This is a genomic window from Pantoea sp. CS_6, from assembly GCF_041954745.1.
Taxonomy (GTDB): domain Bacteria; phylum Pseudomonadota; class Gammaproteobacteria; order Enterobacterales; family Enterobacteriaceae; genus Pantoea; species Pantoea stewartii.
Map to the genome: position 1 here is coordinate 170,109 of NZ_JAVAYG010000002.1, position 23,183 is coordinate 193,291.

Annotated in this window: 21 protein-coding genes and 1 pseudogene; 11 read left to right on the top strand and 11 right to left on the bottom strand. The window is 54.6% G+C overall.

Annotation, left to right across the window (positions count from 1 at the left end):
- Positions 1–12: 12 nt before the first annotated feature.
- Positions 13–918 (top strand): bestrophin family protein, encoded by a 906-nt coding sequence (locus RAC90_RS03770; RefSeq protein WP_375123981.1) that lies wholly within the window; start codon positions 13–15, stop codon positions 916–918.
- Positions 919–986: 68 nt separating this feature from the next.
- On the opposite strand, the gene RAC90_RS03775 is transcribed toward RAC90_RS03770, so the two are convergent.
- Positions 987–2,078 carry a porin gene (locus RAC90_RS03775; RefSeq protein ID WP_033741100.1) on the bottom strand — a complete coding sequence of 364 codons (1,092 nt, stop codon included), beginning with the start codon at positions 2,076–2,078 and terminating at the stop codon, positions 987–989.
- Positions 2,079–2,955: 877 nt separating this feature from the next.
- On the opposite strand from RAC90_RS03775, the gene RAC90_RS03780 reads away from it, so the two are divergent.
- The 6 genes from RAC90_RS03780 to spy all read left to right on the top strand — a co-directional run bounded on the left by RAC90_RS03780 (position 2,956) and on the right by spy (position 9,822).
- Positions 2,956–4,176 carry an aspartate aminotransferase family protein gene (locus tag RAC90_RS03780; protein ID WP_110267590.1) on the top strand — a complete coding sequence of 407 codons (1,221 nt, stop codon included), beginning with the start codon at positions 2,956–2,958 and terminating at the stop codon, positions 4,174–4,176.
- On the top strand, positions 4,173–5,204 hold the full coding sequence (astA, locus tag RAC90_RS03785) for an arginine N-succinyltransferase (RefSeq protein ID WP_033741105.1): 1,032 nt from the start codon (positions 4,173–4,175) through the stop codon (positions 5,202–5,204). The genes RAC90_RS03780 and astA overlap by 4 nt, the downstream gene beginning before the upstream one ends.
- Positions 5,201–6,670 carry a succinylglutamate-semialdehyde dehydrogenase gene (astD, locus tag RAC90_RS03790; protein WP_263758273.1) on the top strand — a complete coding sequence of 490 codons (1,470 nt, stop codon included), beginning with the start codon at positions 5,201–5,203 and terminating at the stop codon, positions 6,668–6,670. The genes astA and astD overlap by 4 nt, the downstream gene beginning before the upstream one ends.
- On the top strand, positions 6,667–7,992 hold the full coding sequence (gene astB, locus RAC90_RS03795; RefSeq protein WP_058708706.1) for an N-succinylarginine dihydrolase: 1,326 nt from the start codon (positions 6,667–6,669) through the stop codon (positions 7,990–7,992). Before astD ends, astB begins: the two co-directional genes overlap by 4 nt.
- A 49-nt stretch (positions 7,993–8,041) precedes the next feature.
- Positions 8,042–9,037 (top strand): succinylglutamate desuccinylase, encoded by a 996-nt coding sequence (astE, locus tag RAC90_RS03800; protein WP_375123982.1) that lies wholly within the window; start codon positions 8,042–8,044, stop codon positions 9,035–9,037.
- A 290-nt stretch (positions 9,038–9,327) separates the two neighbouring features.
- Positions 9,328–9,822 (top strand): ATP-independent periplasmic protein-refolding chaperone Spy, encoded by a 495-nt coding sequence (gene spy / locus RAC90_RS03805; protein ID WP_058701720.1) that lies wholly within the window; start codon positions 9,328–9,330, stop codon positions 9,820–9,822.
- Positions 9,823–10,021: 199 nt separating this feature from the next.
- On the opposite strand, the gene cho is transcribed toward spy, so the two are convergent.
- From cho to RAC90_RS03825, 4 genes and pseudogenes are all read right to left on the bottom strand, one after another.
- On the bottom strand, positions 10,022–10,885 hold the full coding sequence (cho, locus tag RAC90_RS03810) for an excinuclease Cho (protein ID WP_375123983.1): 864 nt from the start codon (positions 10,883–10,885) through the stop codon (positions 10,022–10,024).
- Between the two features lie 67 nt (positions 10,886–10,952).
- A pseudogene (locus RAC90_RS03815) lies at positions 10,953–11,529 on the bottom strand (EamA family transporter).
- A 79-nt stretch (positions 11,530–11,608) separates the two neighbouring features.
- A complete protein-coding gene (nadE, locus tag RAC90_RS03820; protein ID WP_375123984.1) occupies positions 11,609–12,433 on the bottom strand; it encodes an ammonia-dependent NAD(+) synthetase in 825 nt (274 codons plus the stop codon).
- Positions 12,434–12,561: 128 nt separating this feature from the next.
- The gene (locus tag RAC90_RS03825; RefSeq protein ID WP_006118943.1) at positions 12,562–13,752 is read right to left on the bottom strand and encodes a multidrug effflux MFS transporter; all 1,191 of its coding nucleotides are present in this window, start codon (positions 13,750–13,752) and stop codon (positions 12,562–12,564) included.
- A gap of 244 nt (positions 13,753–13,996) precedes the next feature.
- Here RAC90_RS03825 and osmE point away from each other — a divergent pair, with 244 nt between their 5' ends.
- A complete protein-coding gene (osmE, locus tag RAC90_RS03830; RefSeq protein WP_006118944.1) occupies positions 13,997–14,332 on the top strand; it encodes an osmotically-inducible lipoprotein OsmE in 336 nt (111 codons plus the stop codon).
- 53 nt (positions 14,333–14,385) lie between these two features.
- Here the strand turns inward: osmE and RAC90_RS03835 are convergent, their stop codons facing one another.
- From RAC90_RS03835 to hxpB, 4 genes are all read right to left on the bottom strand, one after another.
- Positions 14,386–14,796: a DUF6515 family protein gene (locus RAC90_RS03835; protein WP_006118945.1), complete on the bottom strand. Its 411-nt coding sequence runs from the start codon at positions 14,794–14,796 to the stop codon at positions 14,386–14,388.
- Between the two features lie 193 nt (positions 14,797–14,989).
- On the bottom strand, positions 14,990–16,381 hold the full coding sequence (locus RAC90_RS03840) for an L-cystine transporter (RefSeq protein ID WP_006118946.1): 1,392 nt from the start codon (positions 16,379–16,381) through the stop codon (positions 14,990–14,992).
- A gap of 149 nt (positions 16,382–16,530) precedes the next feature.
- Positions 16,531–17,121: a metal-dependent hydrolase gene (locus RAC90_RS03845; RefSeq protein WP_375123985.1), complete on the bottom strand. Its 591-nt coding sequence runs from the start codon at positions 17,119–17,121 to the stop codon at positions 16,531–16,533.
- A 131-nt stretch (positions 17,122–17,252) separates the two neighbouring features.
- Positions 17,253–17,921: a hexitol phosphatase HxpB gene (gene hxpB / locus RAC90_RS03850; RefSeq protein WP_205956386.1), complete on the bottom strand. Its 669-nt coding sequence runs from the start codon at positions 17,919–17,921 to the stop codon at positions 17,253–17,255.
- Between the two features lie 153 nt (positions 17,922–18,074).
- Between hxpB and RAC90_RS03855 the strand changes: the two genes are divergently transcribed.
- Entirely contained in the window at positions 18,075–18,611 is a 537-nt protein-coding gene (locus RAC90_RS03855) for a YniB family protein (RefSeq protein WP_006118949.1), read from the top strand.
- A gap of 4 nt (positions 18,612–18,615) precedes the next feature.
- On the opposite strand, the gene RAC90_RS03860 is transcribed toward RAC90_RS03855, so the two are convergent.
- On the bottom strand, positions 18,616–19,509 hold the full coding sequence (locus RAC90_RS03860; protein WP_033741121.1) for a fructosamine kinase family protein: 894 nt from the start codon (positions 19,507–19,509) through the stop codon (positions 18,616–18,618).
- A 79-nt stretch (positions 19,510–19,588) separates the two neighbouring features.
- Positions 19,589–19,891 carry a type V toxin-antitoxin system endoribonuclease antitoxin GhoS gene (gene ghoS, locus RAC90_RS03865; RefSeq protein ID WP_006118951.1) on the bottom strand — a complete coding sequence of 101 codons (303 nt, stop codon included), beginning with the start codon at positions 19,889–19,891 and terminating at the stop codon, positions 19,589–19,591.
- 351 nt (positions 19,892–20,242) lie between these two features.
- Here ghoS and RAC90_RS03870 point away from each other — a divergent pair, with 351 nt between their 5' ends.
- Together RAC90_RS03870 and thrS are read left to right on the top strand one after the other, a co-directional pair.
- Entirely contained in the window at positions 20,243–21,004 is a 762-nt protein-coding gene (locus RAC90_RS03870) for a YdiY family protein (protein WP_006118952.1), read from the top strand.
- 247 nt (positions 21,005–21,251) lie between these two features.
- On the top strand, positions 21,252–23,180 hold the full coding sequence (thrS, locus tag RAC90_RS03875; protein WP_006118953.1) for a threonine--tRNA ligase: 1,929 nt from the start codon (positions 21,252–21,254) through the stop codon (positions 23,178–23,180).
- The last annotated feature ends 3 nt before the right edge of the window (positions 23,181–23,183 follow it).

Below are 23,183 nucleotides of genomic sequence, written 5' to 3' on the forward strand. Positions count from 1 at the left end.
TATCTGCACACCATGATTCTTCGACCCCCCAACCATTGGTTTATCCGCCTGTTTGCCTGGCATGGCTCTGTTCTGCCCGATATCCTGTTCCGCCTGTTTCTTAACCTGTTAATGTCGCTGCTCGCCCTGGCGTTGCTGGACTGGTATGAAACCCTGGGCATTAAGCTCACGCTGGCGCCGTTCAGCCTGTTGGGCGTCTCCATCGCTATCTTTCTGGGTTTCCGTAACAGCGTTTGCTATGCGCGATTCAGCGAGGCCCGCCTGTTACTGGGGGCGTTGCTGATTGCCTGCCGTAATATTTTGCGTCAGGTTATTGCCTTCTGTCCGGCAGATACGGAGCGGGTGCAGGCCATGCTGCTGGCATTCTGTGCCAGTCTGAAACATCAACTCCGTCATACGGATGCACGTGACGACCTGACGCGCCTGCTGGGCAGCGAGGCCGAGGTGCTGCTGGGCCAGCACTCGGCGGCAAATATGCTGCATTTGCAATTGTCGCAGTGGCTGGCAAAGCAGCGACAAATAGGGGTAATCAGCGATATTGTCTGGAGCACGATTGACAACAACCTCAACCAGATTGCGGCAGTACTGGGAGGATGTGAACGGCTGGCCAGCATGCCGGTGCCGTTTGCCTATGGCTTGCTGCTACGGCGTACCGTTTATCTGTTTTGTGCGTTGCTGCCGTTTGCGCTGGCGCCGGACCTGCATGCGATGACGCCGCTGGTGTCGATGTTTATTTCCTACACCTTTTTGTCGCTCGATACGCTGGCGGAAGAGCTGGAAATGCCGTTTGGCTATAAGAATAACCATCTGCCGATGGATGCTATCTGCATCAACATAGAAATCAATTTGCGGGAAATGGCGGGAGAGAAGGATCTGCCCCAACCGATGCAGCCGGACTGTCACTATCGCCTGAGCTGAGAGGACGGGGTAAAGAGAAACGGCCCGTCAGACACAGGCCGGGCCGTTTAACAATGAGGGGGTAACGCTTAGAACTGGTAGACCAGACCTACCGCTGTAATGTCATCTGTTGCCAGACCCAGCGGATTATTTTTCTTCAGCAGGTTAATACGGTATTCGCCGTACACCGACATGTTTTTATTGAAGTAGTAAGTTGCACCCACAGAAGAGTATTTATACAGATCGGCATCACCGATGCCTTCAATGTCTTTGCCTTTTGAGGTGACGTAGCTTAATGAAGGGCGTAAGCCATTCAGGAACTGGTATTGCGCAACAAATTCCATGTTCTGTGCTTTGTTAGCGAAACCGGTCGCACTGGAAGGCATCGGTGTGGCGTTAAGCGTTTCACCGTACATTGCTGCCAGGTAAATCTGGTTAGCATCATACTTAACAGATGTTGCCCATACCTGTCCTTTGTCACCGCGACCAAAAGTCGCTGCGTTTTGTGCCTGAGTACGTTGCAGGCTTGAGTAAGCGCCAGCAAAACTCAAACCAAAATCAAAGTCATATGAGGTAGATAAAGCAAAGCCATCGCCATTCGCACGGCTCACCTGCAGACCGGCATTGTTGGTCGAGGTACGATCGTTCTTACCTTCGTACTGTGCCGCAATGTTCCAGCCCTTCACCAGACCAAAGAAGTCTTTATTGCGCCAGGTCAGTACACCACCTGAGCGAGCAGTCAGGAAGGCGTCGTTATAGGCAGAGTCTCCACCCCATACCGGCAACATATCGGTGTAGCTTAATGCGTCATAAACCAGACCGTAGTTACGGCCGTAGTCCAGTGAACCCAGTTCGCCATATTTCAGCCCGGCATAACCCAGGCGGGTTTTGTTACCGGTGTTGGCATCTGCACCTTCAGAGTTTTTGACGCTGAACTGGTACTGCCAGAAACCATAGCCAGTGAGTTGATCGGTGATGGCGGTTTCGCCTTTAAAACCGATGCGGGCATAGGAAGTGAGATCGCCATTATTTGACGGATCATCTGAAAAATAATGCGATACGTTAACCTTGCCTTGTAAATCCAGCTTATTTCCGTCTTTATTATAAATTTGTGCGGCCTGAGCAGTCGGCAGGCCGATCAGTAACGGCATTAATGCCGCCACTAAAGTGCGCTTCATCATTTATTATTTACCCTGTGGTTGTCTTATTATTTGCCCCTCTGGTGGGGTGAAAAGAAAATGACACAAATTGTTAATCCAGCCTAGCGCAATAAGTGTAACCAAATGTGTATTTCAGGGAACTAAACGATAAAAACGCTTTTGCTGACTGGCTTGTGGCCGGTATCATTGTTTTTTCTTATGAATTATCTGGCAATAAAAAGAAGAAAATATCATATATAACAGTCATTTGATTTATATCATTAACGTGCCCTGTTCAGACCAGTAAAAAAACGAAAGCGCTAGCGACCGTGGTGAAATAATCAACCTTTTATGACTAAAAAATAATCCAAAAAGGACAGGTTCCATATCATTAGTCTGCGTAGTAATTGTAATTCTGGCCTGGTACAGGTTATTAAATTCCTGATAGTCACCCTGGAAATAAAATAAAAAAACAGATGAATAATTATAAATTATGAAACCAGGAGTGATTTATTCCAGTTCATTCTTTTGTCTTTTATTTGAGTTAATTCATCCCGGTCATAATAGTTTTCTTTTGTTTTGCACAACAACCATGCAAGCGCCCCATTGTGAGGCGCACTTTGCACGCTTTTAAACAAATAATTTATCAGCGATCACAAAAGCAATATTTCATATCGCCGTTGCATAATTCCGCTTTAAAAAACGCTACTATCCCGTCTCCCTCAGACTATTATTCACTATTTATGCATTTTAAGTGAATAGATGCTGAACGTAAGTTATTGATAATTGGTTATGCGCTCCATTTTATGCATTTTAGTCCTTGGCTGGCACGCTATCTGCAATCTATCGTAGGACGAGTCTTTACATTCTTAACATTTAACAAACAAACAGATTACCCCTGGGGTACAGGAGAAGGACTATGCCACTGCAGGTTTCGCGTCATGATTTTGATCACTGGATGATGCCGGTTTATGCACCCGCCAGTTTTGTACCGGTCCGCGCAGAGGGCTCAACCGTCTGGGATCAGCAGGGAAAAGATTATATCGATTTCGCCGGCGGTATCGCCGTTAATGCGCTGGGCCATGCGCATCCCGCGCTTCAGCAGGCGCTTCAGGAACAGGCTTCACGTCTGTGGCATACAGGCAATGGATACACCAATGAACCCGTTTTACGTCTGGCGAAACACCTGATCGATGCCACCTTTGCTGACCGTGTGTTCTTTTGTAACTCCGGGGCAGAGGCAAACGAAGCGGCGCTGAAGCTGGCCCGAAAAGTGGCACATGACCGGTTTGGTAACCATAAAAGCGGCATCGTCGCATTTAAAAATGCCTTTCATGGCCGCACGCTGTTTACCGTTTCTGCGGGAGGGCAGCCTGCCTATTCAAAAGATTTTGCGCCACTTCCGGCAGATATTCAGCACGCGGAATTTAACGATCTTGCGTCTGCTGCCGCACTGATTTCCGATCAGACCTGTGCCGTCATTGTCGAACCTGTTCAGGGGGAAGGCGGTGTTGTTCCGGCAGAGCCCGCGTTTCTGCGCGGCCTGCGTGAACTGTGCGATAAACATCAGGCCTTGCTGATTTTCGATGAAGTCCAGAGCGGCGTTGGCCGGACCGGCTCGCTGTACGCCTATATGCACTATGGCGTGACGCCGGATGTCCTGACCAGTGCCAAGGCGCTGGGCGGTGGGTTTCCCATCGGTGCCATGTTAACGCGTGAAGACCTGGCGCAGGTGATGGGCGTGGGCACGCATGGCACAACCTATGGCGGTAATCCCCTGGCGAGCGCGGTGGCAGGGAAAGTCATGGAACTGATTAACCGGCCTGAAGTGATGGACGGCGTGAGGATGCGTCATGACTGGATTGTGGCGGCGCTGAATGACCTCAATCAACGTCTGCATCTGTTTAAAACGGTGCGCGGGTTAGGGTTATTGATTGGGGCCGTACTGAACGACGACTTTGCGGGGAAAGCCAAACAGATCAACCTCGCCGCCGCTGAACAGGGCGTTATGGTACTGATCGCCGGGGCTAACGTGGTGCGTTTCGCGCCGGCGCTGAATATCAGCGAACAGGAAGTAAAGACCGGTATGGCGCGCTTTGCCCAGGCCTGTGAACAGCTGTTTAAGGGCCAGGCATCATGATGGTGATTCGTCCGGTCGAGCGGGATGATCTGAGTCAGCTGATGGCACTGGCGGCAAAAACAGGCGGCGGACTGACCTCCTTGCCGGTTGACAGCGCCACGCTACAGGCCCGAATCGAACGCTCGCTGCATACCTGGCAGGGCACGCTGCCGCGTGCTGAACAGGGCTATGTGTTTGTGCTGGCTGACAGCCAGGACAATCGCGCGGTGGGGATCTGCGCCATTGAGGTGGCTGTAGGTCTACAGGAACCCTGGTACAACTTTCGGGTCGGCACACAGGTGCATGCCTCAAAAGAGCTGAACGTGTACGCCACGTTGCCGACACTGTCATTAAGCAATGACCATACAGGCAGTAGCGAACTCTGCACGCTGTTTCTGGATCCCGACTATCGTGACGGTAAAAACGGTTATCTGTTATCGAAGTCCCGTTTTCTGTTTATGGCGAACTTTCGCGACTGCTTTATGGCGCGGGTGGTTGCCGAAATGCGCGGCGTCAGCGATGAACAGGGGCATTCCCCGTTTTGGGACAGCGTGGGCATTCACTTTTTCTCGATGGAATTTCGCAAAGCCGATTTTCTGAGCGGTACCGGGCAGAAAACGTTTATTGCGGAACTCATGCCCAAGCACCCGCTTTATCTGCACTATTTAACCCCGGAAGCGCAGGCCGTCATTGGTCAGGTCCATCCTAAAACCGCGCCCGCACGTGCGGTACTGGAGGCGGAGGGTTTCCGCTACCGCCAGTATATTGACATCTTTGATGGCGGGCCGACGCTGGAATGTGACATTGATGACATCCGCGCCGTGCGGGACAGCCGGTTACTGACGGCACGAAAAGGCGAGGCCCGGCAGGATGCGCCACTTTGTCTGGTCGCCAACACCGATTATCACCGGTTTCGTGTCGCACTCATACCGGTCGATCCGAGCGCTGAACATATTCAGCTTAATGACGAACAGTTACAGGCGTTGCAGTGCCAGCCGGGTGACAGCCTGCGCGTAGTGACGCTGTGTAGTGAGGAGAAAAAGGCATGACGCACCTGATTAACGGACAGTGGCTCGCTGGCGAGTCAGATCACTTTTCCAAACAGGACCCGGTCAGCGGCGACACGCTGTGGCAGGGGTGCGCGGCTTCATCGGAGCAGGTTACAGCGGCCTGCCAGGCGGCCCGGTCGGCCTTTCCGGCGTGGGCAAGACAGCCTTTTGCCGCCCGTCAGGCCATCGTTGAACGTTTCGCGGTACAGCTCGAGAACCATAAAACCGCCCTGGCCGACTGCATTGCGCAGGAAACGGGGAAACCGCGCTGGGAAGCGCTGACGGAAGTGACCGCGATGATCAACAAAATTGCGATTTCCGTTAAAGCCTATCACGCTCGCACCGGGGAGCAGCAACAGGGCGAAAATGCCCTGCGTCATCGTCCTCATGGCGTGCTGGCGGTATTCGGCCCGTATAATTTCCCGGGCCATTTACCGAATGGCCACATTGTGCCCGCCTTACTCGCCGGTAACTGTGTGGTGTTCAAACCCAGCGAGCTGACGCCGGCCACCGCTGAGAAAACGGTACAGCTGTGGCGGGAGGCGGGCCTGCCAGATGGCGTCATGGGACTGCTGCAGGGCGGACGTGAAACCGGCCAGGCGCTGGCGGCTGAGCAGGGCATTGACGGCCTGCTGTTTACCGGTAGCGCACATACCGGTTATCAGCTTCATCGCCAGTTTGCCGGGCAGCCTGAAAAAATGCTGGCGCTGGAAATGGGCGGCAACAATGCACTGATCGTGGACGACCCCGCGGATATCGACGGGGCGGTGCATATTGCCATTCAGTCAGCCTTTATTACGGCAGGCCAGCGTTGTACCTGCGCGCGCCGCTTACTGGTCAAACGGGGCGCGGCCGGTGATGCCTTCCTGACACGGTTGGTTGAGGTGGCCGGGCGGTTGCAACCCGGTGCCTGGAACGCCGATCCGCAACCTTTTATGGGCAGCGTGATCTCCTGCGCCGCTGCCGAAAAAATTTATGCCGAATGGCAGCAGCGCGTCGCGGCGGGCGGCAAGATACTGCTGGCAATGCGCTGGCCCAACCGGCAACAGGCGCTGTTAACGCCCGGCATTATTGACGTGACCGCGGTAGACAATTTGCCGGATGAAGAAGTATTTGGCCCGCTGCTGGCGGTGATGCGTTACGACGATTATCCGCAGGCGATTCAACTGGCTAACCAGACGCGCTACGGCCTGTCGTGCGGGTTAATTTCACCGTCCCGCGAGCAGTTTGACCAGCTGTTGCTGGAAGCGCGTGCCGGTATTGTGAACTGGAATAAGCCGCTGACTGGCGCTGCCAGTACGGCACCGTTTGGCGGGATTGGCGCCTCGGGTAACCATCGCGCCAGCGCCTGGTATGCCGCAGACTATTGTGCCTGGCCGATGGCCTCGCTGGAATCGCCGCAGCTTACGCTTCCGGCAACACTGTCACCGGGCCTGGATTTTTCACCGCAAGGAGGTCGCCCATGAAAGCCACAGAAGCCAACTTTGATGGGCTGGTCGGACTGACGCACCATTACGCGGGGTTGTCATTCGGTAACGAAGCCTCGACGCGCCATCAACACCAGCCGTCGAATCCGCGGCTGGCGGCAAAGCAGGGCTTACTGAAAATGAAAGCGCTGGCCGACATGGGATTTGTTCAGGGCGTGATCCCGCCGCATGAGCGGCCCGGCATTGCCGTGCTGCGTCAGCTGGGTTTTAGCGGCAGCGATGCGCAGGTCCTGGAAAAAGCCCATAAAACGGCCCCCGCGTTACTGTCAGCCGCCAGCTCGGCCTCGGCGATGTGGGTGGCCAATGCGGCAACGGTATCACCCTCAGCCGACAGCGCTGACCGTCGGGTGCATTTCACCGTCGCGAATCTCAACAACAAATTTCACCGTTCCATTGAAGCCCCGCAAACGGCCGCTCTGCTGCGAGCGCTGTTTCGCGATCCGCGACATTTTGTTGTGCATGATGCGCTACCGCAGGTGGCCAGGTTTGGCGATGAAGGGGCGGCCAACCATAACCGTCTGGGCGGCGACTATGGTGACGCGGGTGTACAACTGTTTATCTATGGTCGCGACGGCCAGTCTGATACGGCCCCCCGACGCTACCCGGCCCGGCAAACCCGTGAAGCCAGTGAAGCGGTCGCCCGCCTGCATCAGCTCTCGCCTGAAAAAGTCATCTTTGCGCAGCAAAATCCGGCGGTCATCGATCAGGGCGTTTTTCATAACGATGTCATTGCCGTGAGCAATCAGCAGCTGCTGTTTTGCCATCAGCAGGCTTTTGTTGATCAGCCCGGTTTACTGGCGCAACTGCGCGACCGTGTGCCGGGTTTTGTCGCCCTGGAGGTGCCAACAGCCCGGGTGTCCGTGCAGGATGCCGTCAGTACCTACCTGTTTAACAGCCAGCTGCTGACGCGCCCGGATGGCAGCATGATGCTGGTGCTGCCGGAAGAGTCGCGCCAGCATCCCGGCGTCTGGGAATACCTGCGTGAACAGGTGGAAGGCGGCGGTCCGTTACAGTCCCTGCAGGTGTTTGACCTGCGGGAAAGTATGCACAACGGTGGCGGCCCCGCCTGCCTGCGGTTGCGCGTGGTATTAACCCCCGAGGAGCGCCAGGCCGTTAACCCGGCGGTGCTGATGAACGATCACGTGTTCGCCACGCTGAACCGGTGGGTCGATAAGCACTATCGCGACAGGCTGACGCAAAGCGATTTAGGCGATCCGCAATTACTGGAAGAAGGGCGGGTTGCCCTTGATGAATTGACCAGGCTGCTAGACTTAGGAAATGTGTATACATTTCAGCAGTGAAGCAGGTGGTGCCGTCAGGGTTGCCCGCTTCCGCTTTTAAGGAGAAACGATGCAGGACTTTTTGCAGCAAACGCTGTCGGGTGAAGCGCCACGTTTGCGTAGCGGTGAGACGGCGCATCTTCGCTGGCAGTGGTTATACCATGGTCTTTTGCTTATGGAGCCAAAGGCACCGGTTAACCAGGCGCTGGTACTCTCTGCGGGCGTTCACGGAAATGAAACCGCCCCGGTTGAAATCCTTAATCAGCTCATCACGCCTTTACTCCGGGGCGAAAAACCACTTCAGCAGCGTATGCTGGTGGTGTTAGGTAATCCTTCGGCGCTGCGCGCGGGGAAGCGTTATGTGACCTGTGACATTAACCGACTGTTTGGTGGCCGCTGGCAGCAGATTGATGATGGCGATGAAGCGCGGCGGGTGCTGCGGCTGGAACAAACGCTGGAAAACTTCTGGCAGCGGGGGGCATGTGACGAAACCCGCTGGCACCTGGATATGCATACGGCACTGCGCGGCTCTTACCATCCCCGCTTTGGCGTACTGCCGCATAATTCGCGTCCCTGGCCGGACGCGTTTTTACACTGGCTGGGCGCAGCCGGCCTGGAGGCGCTGGTATTTCATCGTTCGCCGGGGGGCACATTTACCCATTTCAGCTGCGAACATTTTGGCGCAGCCAGCTGTACTCTTGAGTTGGGGCAGGCGCGGCCGTTTGGCGAAAACGATCTGTCGCAGTTCAGCGCCGCGTCTCAGGCCCTGGCTGCTCTGCTGTATGGTGAAACATTGCCTGAGCCCGCCGGTCGCCCGCGCCGTTATCGGGTCTGCCAGCAGATCACGCGCTTAAGTGAGGCGTTTCAGTTGCATATGCCGGATGACACGAAAAATTTTACCGCGTTTCCGCAGGGGGCGTTATTAGCTGAGGATGGCGAGACGCGCTACTTTGTCCAGCAGGCGCGGGAATACGTGCTCTTTCCCAATCCCCATGTCGCGCTGGGATTGCGGGCGGGTTTAATGCTGATTGAAGAGAGCGAGCAGACTCAGGCGTTACCTCTCTGAACGGTCTCACCGCGCAGTATAAAAAAAGAGCGGAAGAGACCTTCCGCTTTACTGCTAAAGGCATTACAATTCTCCACGATTTATCCGAAATTTCCTGATTATTCATACTCTTTTGCAATTCCTGACGCCATTCTTCTTATTCCCTCCATGATCGCCTGAAATATGACTTTTGTGCTTTCACGCTTTTACGCTCACTCGCAGTAGTTGACGTTCAACGTCGTATGCTTGTTTCCGAAGACGCGACAGCGCGCTGTCGTAACGAAAGTGAACAAGTAAAAAAGGACACTGTTATGCGTAAACTGACTTCTCTGTTACTGGCTTCTACCCTGGCATTTGGTGCGGCATCTGTAGTGCATGCCGAAGCGGATAACCTGACGCCACCGCCAGCAGGCAGTGAGAAACCGATGCACAAGCCGATGCACCGGGGTGGGATGGACATGATGTTTGGCGGACTGAATCTGACGCCAGAACAAAAAACAAAAATGCATGAAATTATGAAAGCGGGCCGTGGCGAGATGCAGCGCCCGTCAATCGAAGAGCGTCGCGCTAACCATGCGATTATCGCCTCTGACAGCTTCGACAAAGCGAAGGCCGAAGCCCAGGCGGAGAAAATGACCGCCAACGCCAAAGCGAACGCGGTGGCAATGATGGAAACCCAGAACAAACTGTACAACGTACTGACGCCAGAGCAGAAAAAGCAGTACAACGCGAATTTTGAAAAGCATCTGACTGAAAAACGCCCGATGCATGACAAAGCGGCTCCGGCCCCTGCACCTGCTGAATAAGCCTCGGGTTAATCACTAAAGTCGGTCTGAGACCGCCGGCCTTGTCCACGTTGCGTGGGCAGTGCCGGCGGTTTTTTTATGCACGCGCGCCAGCGGGAAGGCGGCTAAGGGAAAGGGCGGTTCTGTCGCGTCATGCGGTCAACTCAGTGTTGCGTTGCAGGTCGCCATCTGTCCGCCTTTTGTGCCGTCAGCAGGCGGTTCAGAGCGGAATGATCGGATACTGGCCGGACAGCACCGGACGGCACAGGATCTTATAACCATCGTGGTCGAACCCGCCTTTACCCCGTTTCAGCCGTCTGGCTTCTTCAAGCGAGTCAACTGAGCCCAGATAGAACCAGTGGTCAATGACATGAATCTGCGTCATCTGTTTCCCTTCTTCCACCAGCGCCACCGCCCCCTGCCAGGGCCAGCAGAAGACGCGGACGTTTTCCAGCGCCGCCAACAGTCGGTCCTGATGATCGCTCACGGACTCTTTGCCACAGCAGGCACCCGCACAGCGGCGTAACGCTGAGCGGAAACAGCCCCGGCTGGGGCTCAGTGCTTCCAGACCTAATAAGCCGTGGCAAAGCTGATACTCATCGGCCAGTTGTTTCAGCCGTTCCAGGGCAGCAAAGCGACTGCGGTATAAACCAAACAGGTTGGGCGACTGACTGAAATCGACATCGCGCGCATACACGACCTGTGGTTTCCCTTCGGGCGTAATTTGCAGCGAGCAGAGCTGGCGATTTTTGCGCAGGCGTTTATTGAAGAGCGGCTGCTGAGTTTTAATCATCTGCGCTTCCAGTAGCAACGCGCCGAGATCGCCCGCCGTGGGGATCCAGCTAACGCGTCGCGACTGGCGCAACATTTTGGCTTCATCAGGTGTTCGGAAATGAGACATGACGCGCGAACGCAGGTTAACGCTTTTGCCAATGTATAACGGCAGCGTGTCGCTTTCGCCATGAAAGGTATACACGCCGGGCAGGTTGGGCAAGCCTTCCAGCCATTCACGCAAATGTTCCGGGTATTCATAAATCGCTGCCGCATCAAATTCGAGGCGGTGGGTTGCTGCACGTCTTGCCAAAACGAACTCCCTATACTGGTTGTCCATACAGCATAACAGGCAGGTTAAATGATCGCCAGCCTCAGATTCATAACCGGTATGTTGCCCGCCAGCCGATCAGCGAGCCTGCGGTGATCAGGGCAACACCTTGCCAGAAGCTGGCGGGCGGTGTCAGGCCCAGCCATAAGCTGGCCAGCAAGGCGGACAGCACGGGCGTAAAACAGGAGGCGGTCGCCAGCAGGGGCAAATTTCCCTGCTGAATGCCGTCGTTCCAGGCAGAGTAGGCCACGGCGGTAGAGGCACCTACGAACAGCACTTGCGCCAGCGCGGCTGCGCTGACGTGCATCGCTTCCTGCTGTGTGCCGAACGCAAATTTAAGCCAGCGCGCCAGCGCGGTGACGATAAAAAACAGTGAAACAACGTTGCTACCGCATGCATAACGGCGTGTCACATTGTTATAAAGCGCCCAGGCCAGGGCTGCCGCCCACCAGCAGATAGCGACGGGGCAGGACACGCGGATCGGGCAGGCCTCTTGTCAGGCACAACAGCAGGGCGGTGATGGAATAGATCAGGGCGGCACCGCCGGTGGGGCCAAAAGCCTCACTGACGCTACGCAGCAGACCCAGGGTGGTGCTCCAGAGTAAAATTGCGCTCAGCCCGGTCAGGGTGGCGTTCGTGTAACGTTACGGACATGGAGTTTCAGCAGTTAAGGCAACCCTTGCCGGGCGGCAAGGGTCGGCGGCGTTATTTCCAGAAATCGTCGAAAACAGTGATAGGCGGTCGACGTTTGTGCTCGGTTTTCAGATACCAGCCTTCAATGATTTTCGCGCTGTCCGGATCGATCGTTTTCCCTTCAAGGTAGTCATCGATCATGTCGTAGGTGACGCCCAGTGCGACTTCATCCTGCAGACCGGGGCGATCGTCTTCTAAATCGGCGGTCGGTTTTTTCAGATACAGATGTTCCGGGCAACCCAGCGTTTTCAGCAGCAGTTTGCCCTGGCGCTTATTGAGGCGGAAGATAGGGTTAATATCGCTGCCGCCATCGCCGTACTTAGTAAAGAAGCCCGTGACGGCTTCAGCGCCATGGTCGGTGCCCACCACCACGCCTTTGGTCATACCGGCAATGCTGTACTGCGCTTTCATACGCTCACGGGCTTTCTCATTGCCGCGGACGAAATCCGACAGCACAATGCCGGCGTCTTTCAGCGCGCGCTTACTGGCCAGCACCGCTTCTTTAATATTGACCACCAGCGAGCGGTCTGGCTGGATGAAGGCCAGCGCATCCTGGCAGTCCTGCTCATCAGCCTGCACGCCGTAAGGCAGACGCACCGCGATAAAGGTGTAGTCGTTATCGCCTGTTTCCTGGCGAAGCTCCGTGATCGCCATCTGGGCCAGCTTGCCCGTCAGGGTAGAATCTTGTCCGCCGCTGATACCGAGTATTAACGCCTTCAGGCCGCTGTGGCGCGTTAAATACGCTTTGAGGAAATCCACGCTGGTACGAATTTCCTGCTGCGGATCGATAGTGGGTTTCACACCCAGTGCGGTAATGATTTCCTGCTGCAGTGACATCAACATCTCCTTAAGTCTTTAGCCAGCCGGCACAATATAAAGCCTGTCTTAAAGCTAACGCGCATCCCCGAAAACAACAAGCCAAAGCGGGTGATGTTTTCTTTTTGCTGGTCTGAATCCGACAATTTTTACCTCAGCGGAGGTTTTTTTGCCAAAACGATAAAGGTCAGTATAGCCAGCATGAAGCAACCAAATATCGTCAACGTCATACTGATTACTGATGTGCCGCCCATCCCGGTTACCGGCACGGCGAGTGCGCCCAGAGTGAACATCGTCACGCCAATGACAGCCGATGCGCTACCGGCACGTTGCCCCTGACTTTGCATCGCCAGTGAGGCGGCGGTGGTGGCAATGACACCATTGCTGGCAATCGAAAAGAACAGCGCAACCAGCAGCAGCGGGAGCGGGGCGTGCGTTAACCCGGCGGCCAGCAGCGCGCTGGAGGCCACGAATGCCAGCATCAGGCCGCCTTTCAGGACGCGATATTCACCCCACAGCGGGCAGAGGCGGGCGCTGGTCTGCGAGGCAATCACTAAACCGATACCGTTGGCGGCAAAGCAAAAGCTGAACGCCTGGGGTGACAGACCATAGATTTCCTGCAGCACGAACGGCGATGCGCCGATATAGGCGAACATGCCCGACATCATAAACCCTTGCGTCAGGCAGAAACCCATAAAGGCACGGTGGGTGATGACCTGCCCCAGCGCAGCATAAGCAGCAAAAACCGAGCCCTGACTCCGCCGATCAACGGGCAGACTTTCATGCAGTTTCCCGCGCGCCAGCAGGATGAGCAAAATGGCGATGCCGCTCAGCACAACAAAAATACCGCGCCAGTCCAGCACGGTCATCAGGGCACCGCCCAGTACGGGGGCGCCAATAGGGGCAAGGCCGTTAACCAGCATCAGCAGCGCAAAAAAGCGCGTCAGTTCATGGCCATTATACATATCGCGCGCAACCGCCCGTGACAGCACCGCACCGCCCGCTCCCGCTAATCCCTGAAACAGACGAGCCAGTAACAGTTGATCGATAGTCTGGGCAAGGGCGCAGCCCAGCGACGCGATAAACAACAACGTCAGTGACAGGGTCAGAGGGCGCAGACGACCAAATTTGTCGCTCATGGGACCAAACAGAAGCTGACCGGCGCCCAGTCCCAGCAGGCCAGCGGTAAGGCTGAGCTGTGCCGTAGACGTTGGCGTAGCCAGGTCACTGGCTAACTGCGGCAGGGCGGGCAGATACAGATCGATGCACAACGGTCCCAGCGCAGCCAGTAATCCCAGGGTGATGGCGTAAACCAGCCGGTTGGGTGAGGAAAGCGTCATTTGGCCTCTGATGATAATGTTTAAGTGACGTTGTCACAAAAGTGCATTCAGCGCGTCTTTTGTGCCTGTAAAAACGGCACTGGCCAACACGCAATGGTGCAGTGAGCCAGCATGCCTGGTCTGTTCTGGCGCATTTTAACAAATCCCGCGAGACAGATTGAGTTTAAGTCTGTCATTAACTTGATAAAAACCGTTTTATGTTCCAGGCTTTTCATCACATGGACAAAAAATGAGGAACAACAAGATGAATAAAGTGATGGGATGTATCGCTGCAGCGCTGACGCTGGCTGCGCTCTCTGGTTGTACGACTTACGATCGTGCGGAAAGCTACGTGACTAAGCCAGTGGTTAAGGACGTCAAAAAAGGCATGACCCGCCAGCAGGTCCGTCAGATTGCTGGCCCTGCTTCAACTGAAATCACCATGGTGCATGCGCGCGGTACCTGTCAGACCTATGTGATTGGCGAGCGTGACGGTAAAGCACAAACTTACTTCGTGAGCTATAACGATATGGGTCGCGTGATGAACTACGGCTTCCAGAGCTGTGCTGAATACGATACCGATCCGCAGGTTAAGCAGTAAATTTTCGCTGACCTGAAAAAACGGCTCGCTTATGGCGAGCCGTTTTTTTATCTCTACAGTCCAGCCGGACGCGGCACTTCAACGTAGCTGCCGTTAATCTCCCGCTGATAGTAATGCCCGTCCTGCACGTAGAAACGTCGGCCATTAAAATCCAGCACCCGCATACCGCCGACGCTGCTGACATAGGTCGGAGCAGGCGGCTCAACAACCACGTACTCATCACCGTGTCGCTGATAATAACTGCCATTCAGCAAATAGTAGGTTAATCCCCCAATCAGAACCGCCGTTGCCGCCAGTGGCAGAACGTGGAAATGGTCAGGACCATGCCAGCGCGGCGCAGGACCATGCCAGCCCGGGCCGGGCCGGTACCAGTGAGGGCCGGGCCCCCAGTCGCCGGGGCGAGCAAACACTGCGCTGGGCGTAATCATCGCTAACGCGAGGAATGAAGCGATAACCGTTTTCATGTGCATTCTCCTGCTGTGACTCGCTGCAGAATTCTCCTTTTAGCATCCAAAAACAAGCAGAAAGCGCACGTATTATTGCCCATTTACCACGCTTAACGTTTCCTTAACGTGAATGTAAAGACAGAGGGGAAATAAGGAGAAACAGGCAGGGAAAAGGGAGAAGACCTGGCACCGGGTGCCAGGTCAGATGTGATTAGCTGTGCTCTAATTCACGGTGTTCGTCTTGCTCAAGAACGCGTCGGTCTGTCAGGCCCAGCCAGCGACTGGTCAGGGAACCTGCGGTCATTGCACCATTCACGTTCAACGCGGTTCTGCCCATATCGATCAACGGCTCGATCGAAATCAGCAGCGCGACCAGCGTGACGGGCAGGCCCATCGCGGGCAGCACGATTAACGCCGCGAAAGTCGCGCCACCGCCGACACCGGCAACGCCTGCTGAGCTCAACGTCACAATGCCCACCAGGGTGGCAATCCACAGCGGATCAAACGGGTTAATGCCCACTGTCGGCGCCACCATCACGGCCAGCATGGTCGGATAAAGACCGGCACAACCGTTCTGCCCGATCGTAGCGCCAAACGACGCCGAGAAACTGGCAATGGATTCCGGCACGCCCAGACGACGGGTTTGCGCTTCCACGTTCAGCGGAATGCTGGCGGCACTGGAGCGGCTGGTAAAGGCAAAGGTCAGCACGGGCCAGACTTTGCGGAAAAAGCGCATAGGGTTGATGCCATTTACGGACAGCAGCAGACCGTGTACCACAAACATAATGCCCAGGCCCAGATAGGATGCGACCACGAAGCTACCCAGCTTAATGATGTCCTGCAGGTTCGATCCGGCAACTACTTTAGTCATCAGCGCCAGCACGCCGTAAGGCGTCAGTTTCATGATCAGGCGCACCAGCTTCATCACCCATGACTGCAGCGTATCGATCGCCGTCAGGACACGCTGGCCTTTCACTTCGTCATCTTTAAGCAGGTGCAGGGCCGCCACGCCTAAAAAGGCTGCGAAGATGACGACACTGATAATCGAGGTGGGGCTGGCACCGGTTAAATCGGCAAAGGGGTTTTTCGGGATAAAGGACAGGATAAGCTGCGGCGCCGTCAGATCGGCCACTTTGCCTACATAGTTATTCTGGATGGCACTCAGACGCGCCGTTTCCTGGGCACCCTGTACCAGGCCGGTTGCATTAAGATGGAACAGCCCGGTCACGAAAACCCCGACCAGCGCCGCAATCGCGGTCGTAAACAGCAGCACGCCAATGGTCAGGAAACTGATTTTGCCCAGCGAAGAGGCGTTATGCAGGCGCGCCACCGCGCTCAGAATTGAGACAAAGACCAGCGGCATTACGATCATCTGCAACAGCTGGACATAGCCGTTACCGACCACGTTAAACCAGCCAATTGACGCTTTGACCGTATCGCTGTTACTGCCGTAAATAAACTGCAGCGCCAGGCCAAACGCGACGCCAAACACTAACCCGACCAGCACTTTTTTTGACAGACTCCAGTTGGCGCGGCTCAGGCGTGACAGCAGAAGCAGCAGCACCACAAAGGCAATGATATTAAGCGTTAAAGGGATATCCATAGAAACTCCGAATCATGCAGCATTCCCCTGGTAAGGAAAGCAAAAGTAGTTATTGTTCATACAGGTGTCCGGAAATGGTATCAGGTGAATTTAGTGCGATCTTATATCCAAATGGAATAGCTTATAACGTTGCCTGAGCGGCCAGTGGCTCAGGAGCCGGAATGCCCCGACAGGAGGCGGCTGACGCCGTTTTGCAAGGTATCAAATACCTGAGTGGGCCAGCCATTTTCGCCAAACGCAGGCATCCCTGGCGGGAACCACAGCGCGTAAGCCATCACGCACAGGCACAGAGCGCGCTCCAGCTGATTGCCTTTTTGGCTGTTCAGAATGGGCAGACGAAAACGCCAGCGACAGGGCCAGAGCAGAGGAACGCCGGCCGGAGTGAGCATATCGGCCACAATGTGGCTCAGGTAACCCAGCGTCATGCCCTGCAGAACATCGGCGGGCACCGGCCAGCTTTTCGGCACGTTAATCTGAAACAGCCACAGGCCAGCCGCGACGGCAAGCAGGCTGTGGGTGAACCCGCGATGACCAAATGCCCGGGCAATGGGATGCGACAACCAGCGCAGGCGCTGGCCCAGCAAGGACTTAGGATGATCGATGTCAGGCAGCAGGCAGGTCAGCAGGCTGGCGGGAATTAAATGCCACCAGTCCGCCTGAGCCATCACCGGGGTGAGCTCGGCCCGTTTCGCAAAAATGGCGCTGGCAACAGCAAAAAAGATATGGCCTTCGGCCGTCATGATAAACCTGGCTGCAAAAGAAACTGTCAATGCATCCAGTATAGGGATTTATCCAGTAAATGAGAACCTGTGACGCTGTAACGAAGCGTTAATTTTTTAAGGGGATGCAACAGGTTACAGCGCCTTTGCCGTCAAGCCTGCAAATGCTCCCGCGTTAACTGTGTCAGGCTGCTCAGCTTCACGTCGGCAAGCGCCCAGCGGGCATCATCCTGATGGCTGGCTGCCGGAATCACAATCGATCGCATTCGTGCGGCTTTGCTTGCTACCATGCCGTTCACCGAATCTTCCAGCGCGACGCAGTGAAGCGGATCAATGCCCAGCGCCTCGGCGGCGTTGAGGTAGACCTGCGGATGCGGCTTGCTGTAGGGCAGATGTTCGGCGGAAGACAGCACATCAAAATAGTGATTCAGGTTAAACATCGTCAGTACCTGTTCCAGCATGAAGCGGGGCGATGCGGAAACCAGGCCGGTCTTCAGGCCGTGCTGTTTGCACAATGAGAGGGCGGACTCGACGCCGGGCAGAAGCGGGCGGTTTATCGCAATCAGTTCCATTGCACGGGCGATGATACGCTGTGTGACCGCTTCCTGACTCGGTCCCGACCAGGGCAACGTTTCGTACCACATGCGCACCGTCTGATCGATACGTAATCCGAGCGTATCGGGTAATTCGTGGCGTCGGGTCAAATCGATATTCAGGGTTGAAAAGATGTCCATTTCAGCCTGATCCCAGAGAGGTTCAGAATCAATCAACAAGCCATCCATATCAAATAAAGCTGCAAAAACAGGGCGGTGGTAAGACATGTTTCGCTCCTTAAAAAGTTCAGGCTACCTTAGCATGAACACAGGGTTGGTGCGCAGATGAGGCGAAACGGGCGCAGACCGCTCTTTTTTTTGGGAAAATTCTGCAAGGGCAGGTAGACTGAAGCAAATGGGATTTTGGGTTCAGGAGATATCATGACCTATCAACAGGCTGGCCGCATTGCCATCCTTAAGCGTGTCGCTGGCTGGGTGATTTTTTTACTCGCGTTGCTGTCTACCATCATTTCACTGCTGAGCTTTTTGTTTAAGCACAGTGAAAAGAAACCCGGTATTGATGCCGTGATGCTGGATTTCATTCATGTCATGGTGGATATGATTCGCTTTAATACGCCGTTTCTGAATGTGTTCTGGCAAAACTCACCGGTGCCCGAGTTCAATGGACAGATGAATCTGGGCTTCTGGTTTATCTATATTTTGATTTTTGTCGGGCTGGCGCTGGAAGCGTCCGGTGCGCGCATGGGACGTCAGGTGCGCCATGTGCGGGAAGGGATTGAAGATCAGATGATTCTTGAGCAGGCAAAAGGCAGCGATGGCCGGACCCGGCAGCAGCTGGAAGAAAAGGTACGGGTCCCGCGCCACACCATTTTTCTACAGATTTTCCCGCTCTACATCCTGCCGCTGGTGATTGCCATCGCCGGTTACTTTCTGCTTTCTCTGCTCGGTTTTCTCTAAACGATCAGGCCGGTTTCACCTGACCGGCTGCCCGTGCATCGTCATCCAGCAACTGGCCCACGGCAAACTGCGCCGCGCCCAGCCAGTTGCCGCCAAACACGTTGGCCCGGTTCAGGAGATAGTAAAGCTGATAAACCGGCTGACGCTGCGAAAAGCCATCGGGTAATGGCCAGCTCTGGTGATAACCGTCAAAGATCGCCTTCGGCAGATCGGTAAACCAGCTCAGCATCGCCAGGTCGCATTCCCGGTCGCCCCAGTAACAGGCAGGATCGAAAATCCAGGGGCCAGTCTCGCTGCCCGCACAGTTAGCTGGCCACAGATCGCCGTGGAGCAGGGAAGGTTGAGGGTGATGGGACGCCAGGGTCCGTTGCACACAATCAATAATCCGTTCGGCATCGCCGTACAGAATGCCTTTCTCAGCGGCAATCTGCAGTTGCCAGCCGATTCGTTGCTCCGCAAAGAAAACTGACCAGCGCCGCAACCAGCTGTTGGGCTGTGGTGTAGAGGTCAGATTATTATCGAAATCAAGCCCGAACTGAGGTTGCTCGCTCCACTGATGCAGACGCGCCAACTGCTGGCCTAACTGGTAGGCGCTCTGCGGATCCAGGGGCTGAGGTTTGATATATTCCAGCAGCAGGAAACTGTAGTCACGATCGCTGCCAACGCCATAAACGTCCGGAACGCGGACCGTCTGGGTACGGCGCAGCAGGGCGAGTTGATCGGCTTCCCAGCTAAACAGGGACACTTTATCGCGGCTGTTGCACTTTACAAACACATCCTGCTCACCATAGCGGATGAGCCAGGCGGGATGAACATCCCCCCCGGGGAGTTCATGACGTTGGGTAATTTCGGCGTTGCCAAATTGCTCGTTTAACAGACGACTAATGGCTGACCACATCGGGTTATCCTCTTTATTCGCTGCCTGAGTTCAATTGTAACGCGGACGCACGCGATAAAAACCTGCGTGTGTGCACAGACTAGTCTGCGGCACCTGTTGCTTGGCGCAGAAAGTCGTCAAGCGTGGTCAACGTCACGTCGGGTTTCTGGCCCAGCGCGCTTTCGCCCGCGGCAAGAGCCTGCTGTTTTAGCGCGGCCTCATCCAGTGTGGTGACAATGCCAAAACTGTTGGTGCCAAGCTCATGGGCGGTGCCACTGTCATCCATTAACGTGGTAGAGAAGCCCCCTGATGTCAGAGCACCGGTCAGGTTCAGAACGTCACTGAGTCCGGCTTCCTGATAATGAAAGGTCACGACATAGCGATGTAGATCTCCACTGCTCATTTTGCACCTCGAAAGGGTTAAATATCACACAGCGTAGTACAGGGTGAAAAAACAGGCGAATAATGAAGGGGATGAGCCAACAATTCGGACTAAACTGTTTACCGTTTGTGCGGATGCTGGCAACCCGAACGTATGTAAATCTTGTAAACGAACAGATGTTATTTGGCAAAAACAACTCTATAATGCGCGCCGAACTCAGGTTAACGTCCAGCAAATACGGGACGTTACGCTAATGCATGATGTTCTGAGCGAATTCATATCTCTTTACAAAAGTTACGGTAAAGGGGATTGATCGCACCGGGAAACCCTTCAGAATCTTCGTTTTCAAAACTGTTGCACGGATCACACTTAATGAACGCCTTTAACAAGCTGTCTGCTGTTCTATTGCTCTCTGCCGGAGCGTTTTGTCACCAGGCGCTGGCCGATAACGCGGTCTTCACCGCGATGGATGACCCTTCAACGGCGAAAAAGCCTTTTGAAGGATCGGCCTCTGCAGGTTACCTGGCGCAAACCGGTAACACCACCAGCTCATCGTTGACCGCACAGACCAACATGACCTGGTATACAGAATCAATGGCCTACAGCTTGTGGGGCAATGCCGCGAATACCTCTGCAAACGATGAGCGCTCGTCCGAAACCTATAACGTAGGTGCGCGTTCGCGTTACAACATGAGCGCCTATGACTACCTGTTTGGTCAGGCAAGCTGGTTAAGTGACCGTTACAATGGTTATGACGGACGCGATGTCCTGACCGCCGGTTATGGTCGTCAGATCCTGAATGGCCCGGTGCATTCACTGCGTGCGGAATTCGGTCCTGGTGTCCGTTACGACGATTACCGCGAAGGTGGCCATAAAACGCAGGCGCTGGCTTACGGTGCGGTGAGCTACCAGTGGCAGCTGACAGATACCACCAAATTCATTCAGGGCGTTTCCGTACTGAGCTCACTGGGTGACGATACGACAGTGAACTCTGAAACGGGATTACAGGTAGCGATTAACGACCATTTCGCCCTGAAACTGGCGTATAACGTCACCTGGAACAACAATCCACCTGAGTCTGCGCCCGACCATACGGATACCAAAACCACGGTCATGCTGACGTACGCGATGTAATCCGCGTTAAGTCTGTCTGACGGAGAAGCGGTCTGGCCTGGTGCCCGGCCGCTTTTTTTTGATCTGTCTGAGAGTTAGCGGAAAGGCATGGGTTTTGCTCACGTCTGAAAACTGCTATTATCCGTGCCGCATCAACTTCCTGGCGACATTCCGACAATGTGGGTCTGATTTCACGCCAGGTGAATCAAACTACTCAATTTTGTATGTAGGCTTTCGTGTGGCTTACCACTGCAACTAAGGACATTCTATGCCTGTAATTACGCTTCCTGATGGCAGCCAGCGCACTTATGATCGCCCTGTCAGCGTGATGGACATCGCGCTTGATATCGGCCCCGGTCTGGCCAAAGCCTGTATCGCCGGACGAGTGAACGGTGAACTGGTCGATGCGGTTGATCCCATCACCGACGACGCGTCTGTCGCCATTATTACTGCAAAAGACGAAGCGGGTCTTGAAATCATCCGTCACTCTTGCGCGCACCTGTTAGGCCATGCCATTAAGCAGCTGTGGCCCGACACGAAAATGGCTATTGGTCCGGTTATCGACAACGGTTTCTACTATGATGTCGACATCGATCGCACGCTGACCCAGGAAGATATTGAGCTGCTGGAAAAACGCATGCATCAGTTGGCTGAGACCAACTACGATGTCGTGAAGAAGAAGGTCAGCTGGCAGGAAGCGCGCGATGTCTTCGCGGCGCGGGGTGAAGTCTATAAGACCACTATCCTGGACGAGAATATCAGCCATGATGATCGCCCTGGGCTGTATCATCATGAAGAATACGTCGATATGTGCCGCGGTCCGCACGTACCGAATATGCGTTTTTGTCACCATTTCAAACTGCAGAAAATTTCAGGCGCCTACTGGCGTGGCGACAGCGACAACAAAATGTTGCAGCGCATCTACGGCACCGCCTGGGCCGATAAAAAGCAGCTGTCTGCCTATCTGCAGCGTCTGGAAGAAGCGGCGAAGCGCGACCACCGTAAGATCGGTAAACAGCTCGACCTCTACCATATGCAGGAAGAAGCGCCGGGTATGGTTTTCTGGCATAATGACGGCTGGACAATTTTCCGTGAACTGGAAGTGTTCGTCCGCAGTAAGCTGAAAGAGTACCAGTACCAGGAAGTAAAAGGTCCGTTCATGATGGACCGCGTGCTGTGGGAAAAAACCGGTCACTGGGAAAACTACAAAGATGCGATGTTTACGACCTCTTCGGAGAACCGTGAGTACTGCATCAAGCCGATGAACTGCCCGGGTCATGTGCAAATCTTTAATCAGGGGCTGAAATCCTATCGCGATTTGCCACTGCGTATGGCCGAGTTCGGGAGCTGCCACCGTAATGAACCCTCAGGTGCGTTACATGGTCTGATGCGCGTTCGTGGCTTTACTCAGGATGATGCCCACATTTTCTGTACGGAAGATCAACTGCGCGCCGAAGTGAACAGCTGTATCCGCATGGTTTACGACATGTACAGCACCTTTGGCTTTGAAAAGATCGTGGTGAAACTGTCTACCCGTCCTGAAAAGCGCATCGGTTCTGATGAAACCTGGGATCGTGCAGAAGAGGATCTGGCTGCGGCGCTCAATGAAAACAACATTGCGTTTGAATACCAGCCGGGTGAGGGCGCCTTCTACGGCCCGAAAATTGAATTTACTTTATACGATTGCCTTGACCGTGCCTGGCAGTGCGGAACAGTTCAGCTAGACTTTTCCCTGCCTAAACGTCTGGATGCCACCTACGTGGGTGAAAACAACGATCGTCAGACGCCCGTGATGATTCACCGTGCGATTCTGGGGTCGATGGAACGCTTTATCGGTATTTTGACCGAAGAGTTTGCCGGTTTCTTCCCTAGCTGGCTGGCACCAGTGCAGGCTGTCGTCATGAATATTACCGACGGTCAGGCAGAATATGTTGAGACTTTGACACGTAAATTGCAGAATGCTGGCATTCGTGTGAAAGCGGACTTGAGAAACGAGAAGATAGGCTTTAAAATCCGCGAGCACACATTACGTCGCGTCCCTTATATGTTGGTCTGTGGTGATAAAGAGGTGGAAGCTGGCAAAGTGGCCGTTCGCACCCGCCGTGGTAAAGACCTTGGGTCGATGGATGTCGATGTGTTTGTTGAGAAGCTGCAGCAAGAGATTCGCAGCCGCAATCTTCACCAATTGGAGGAATAAGGT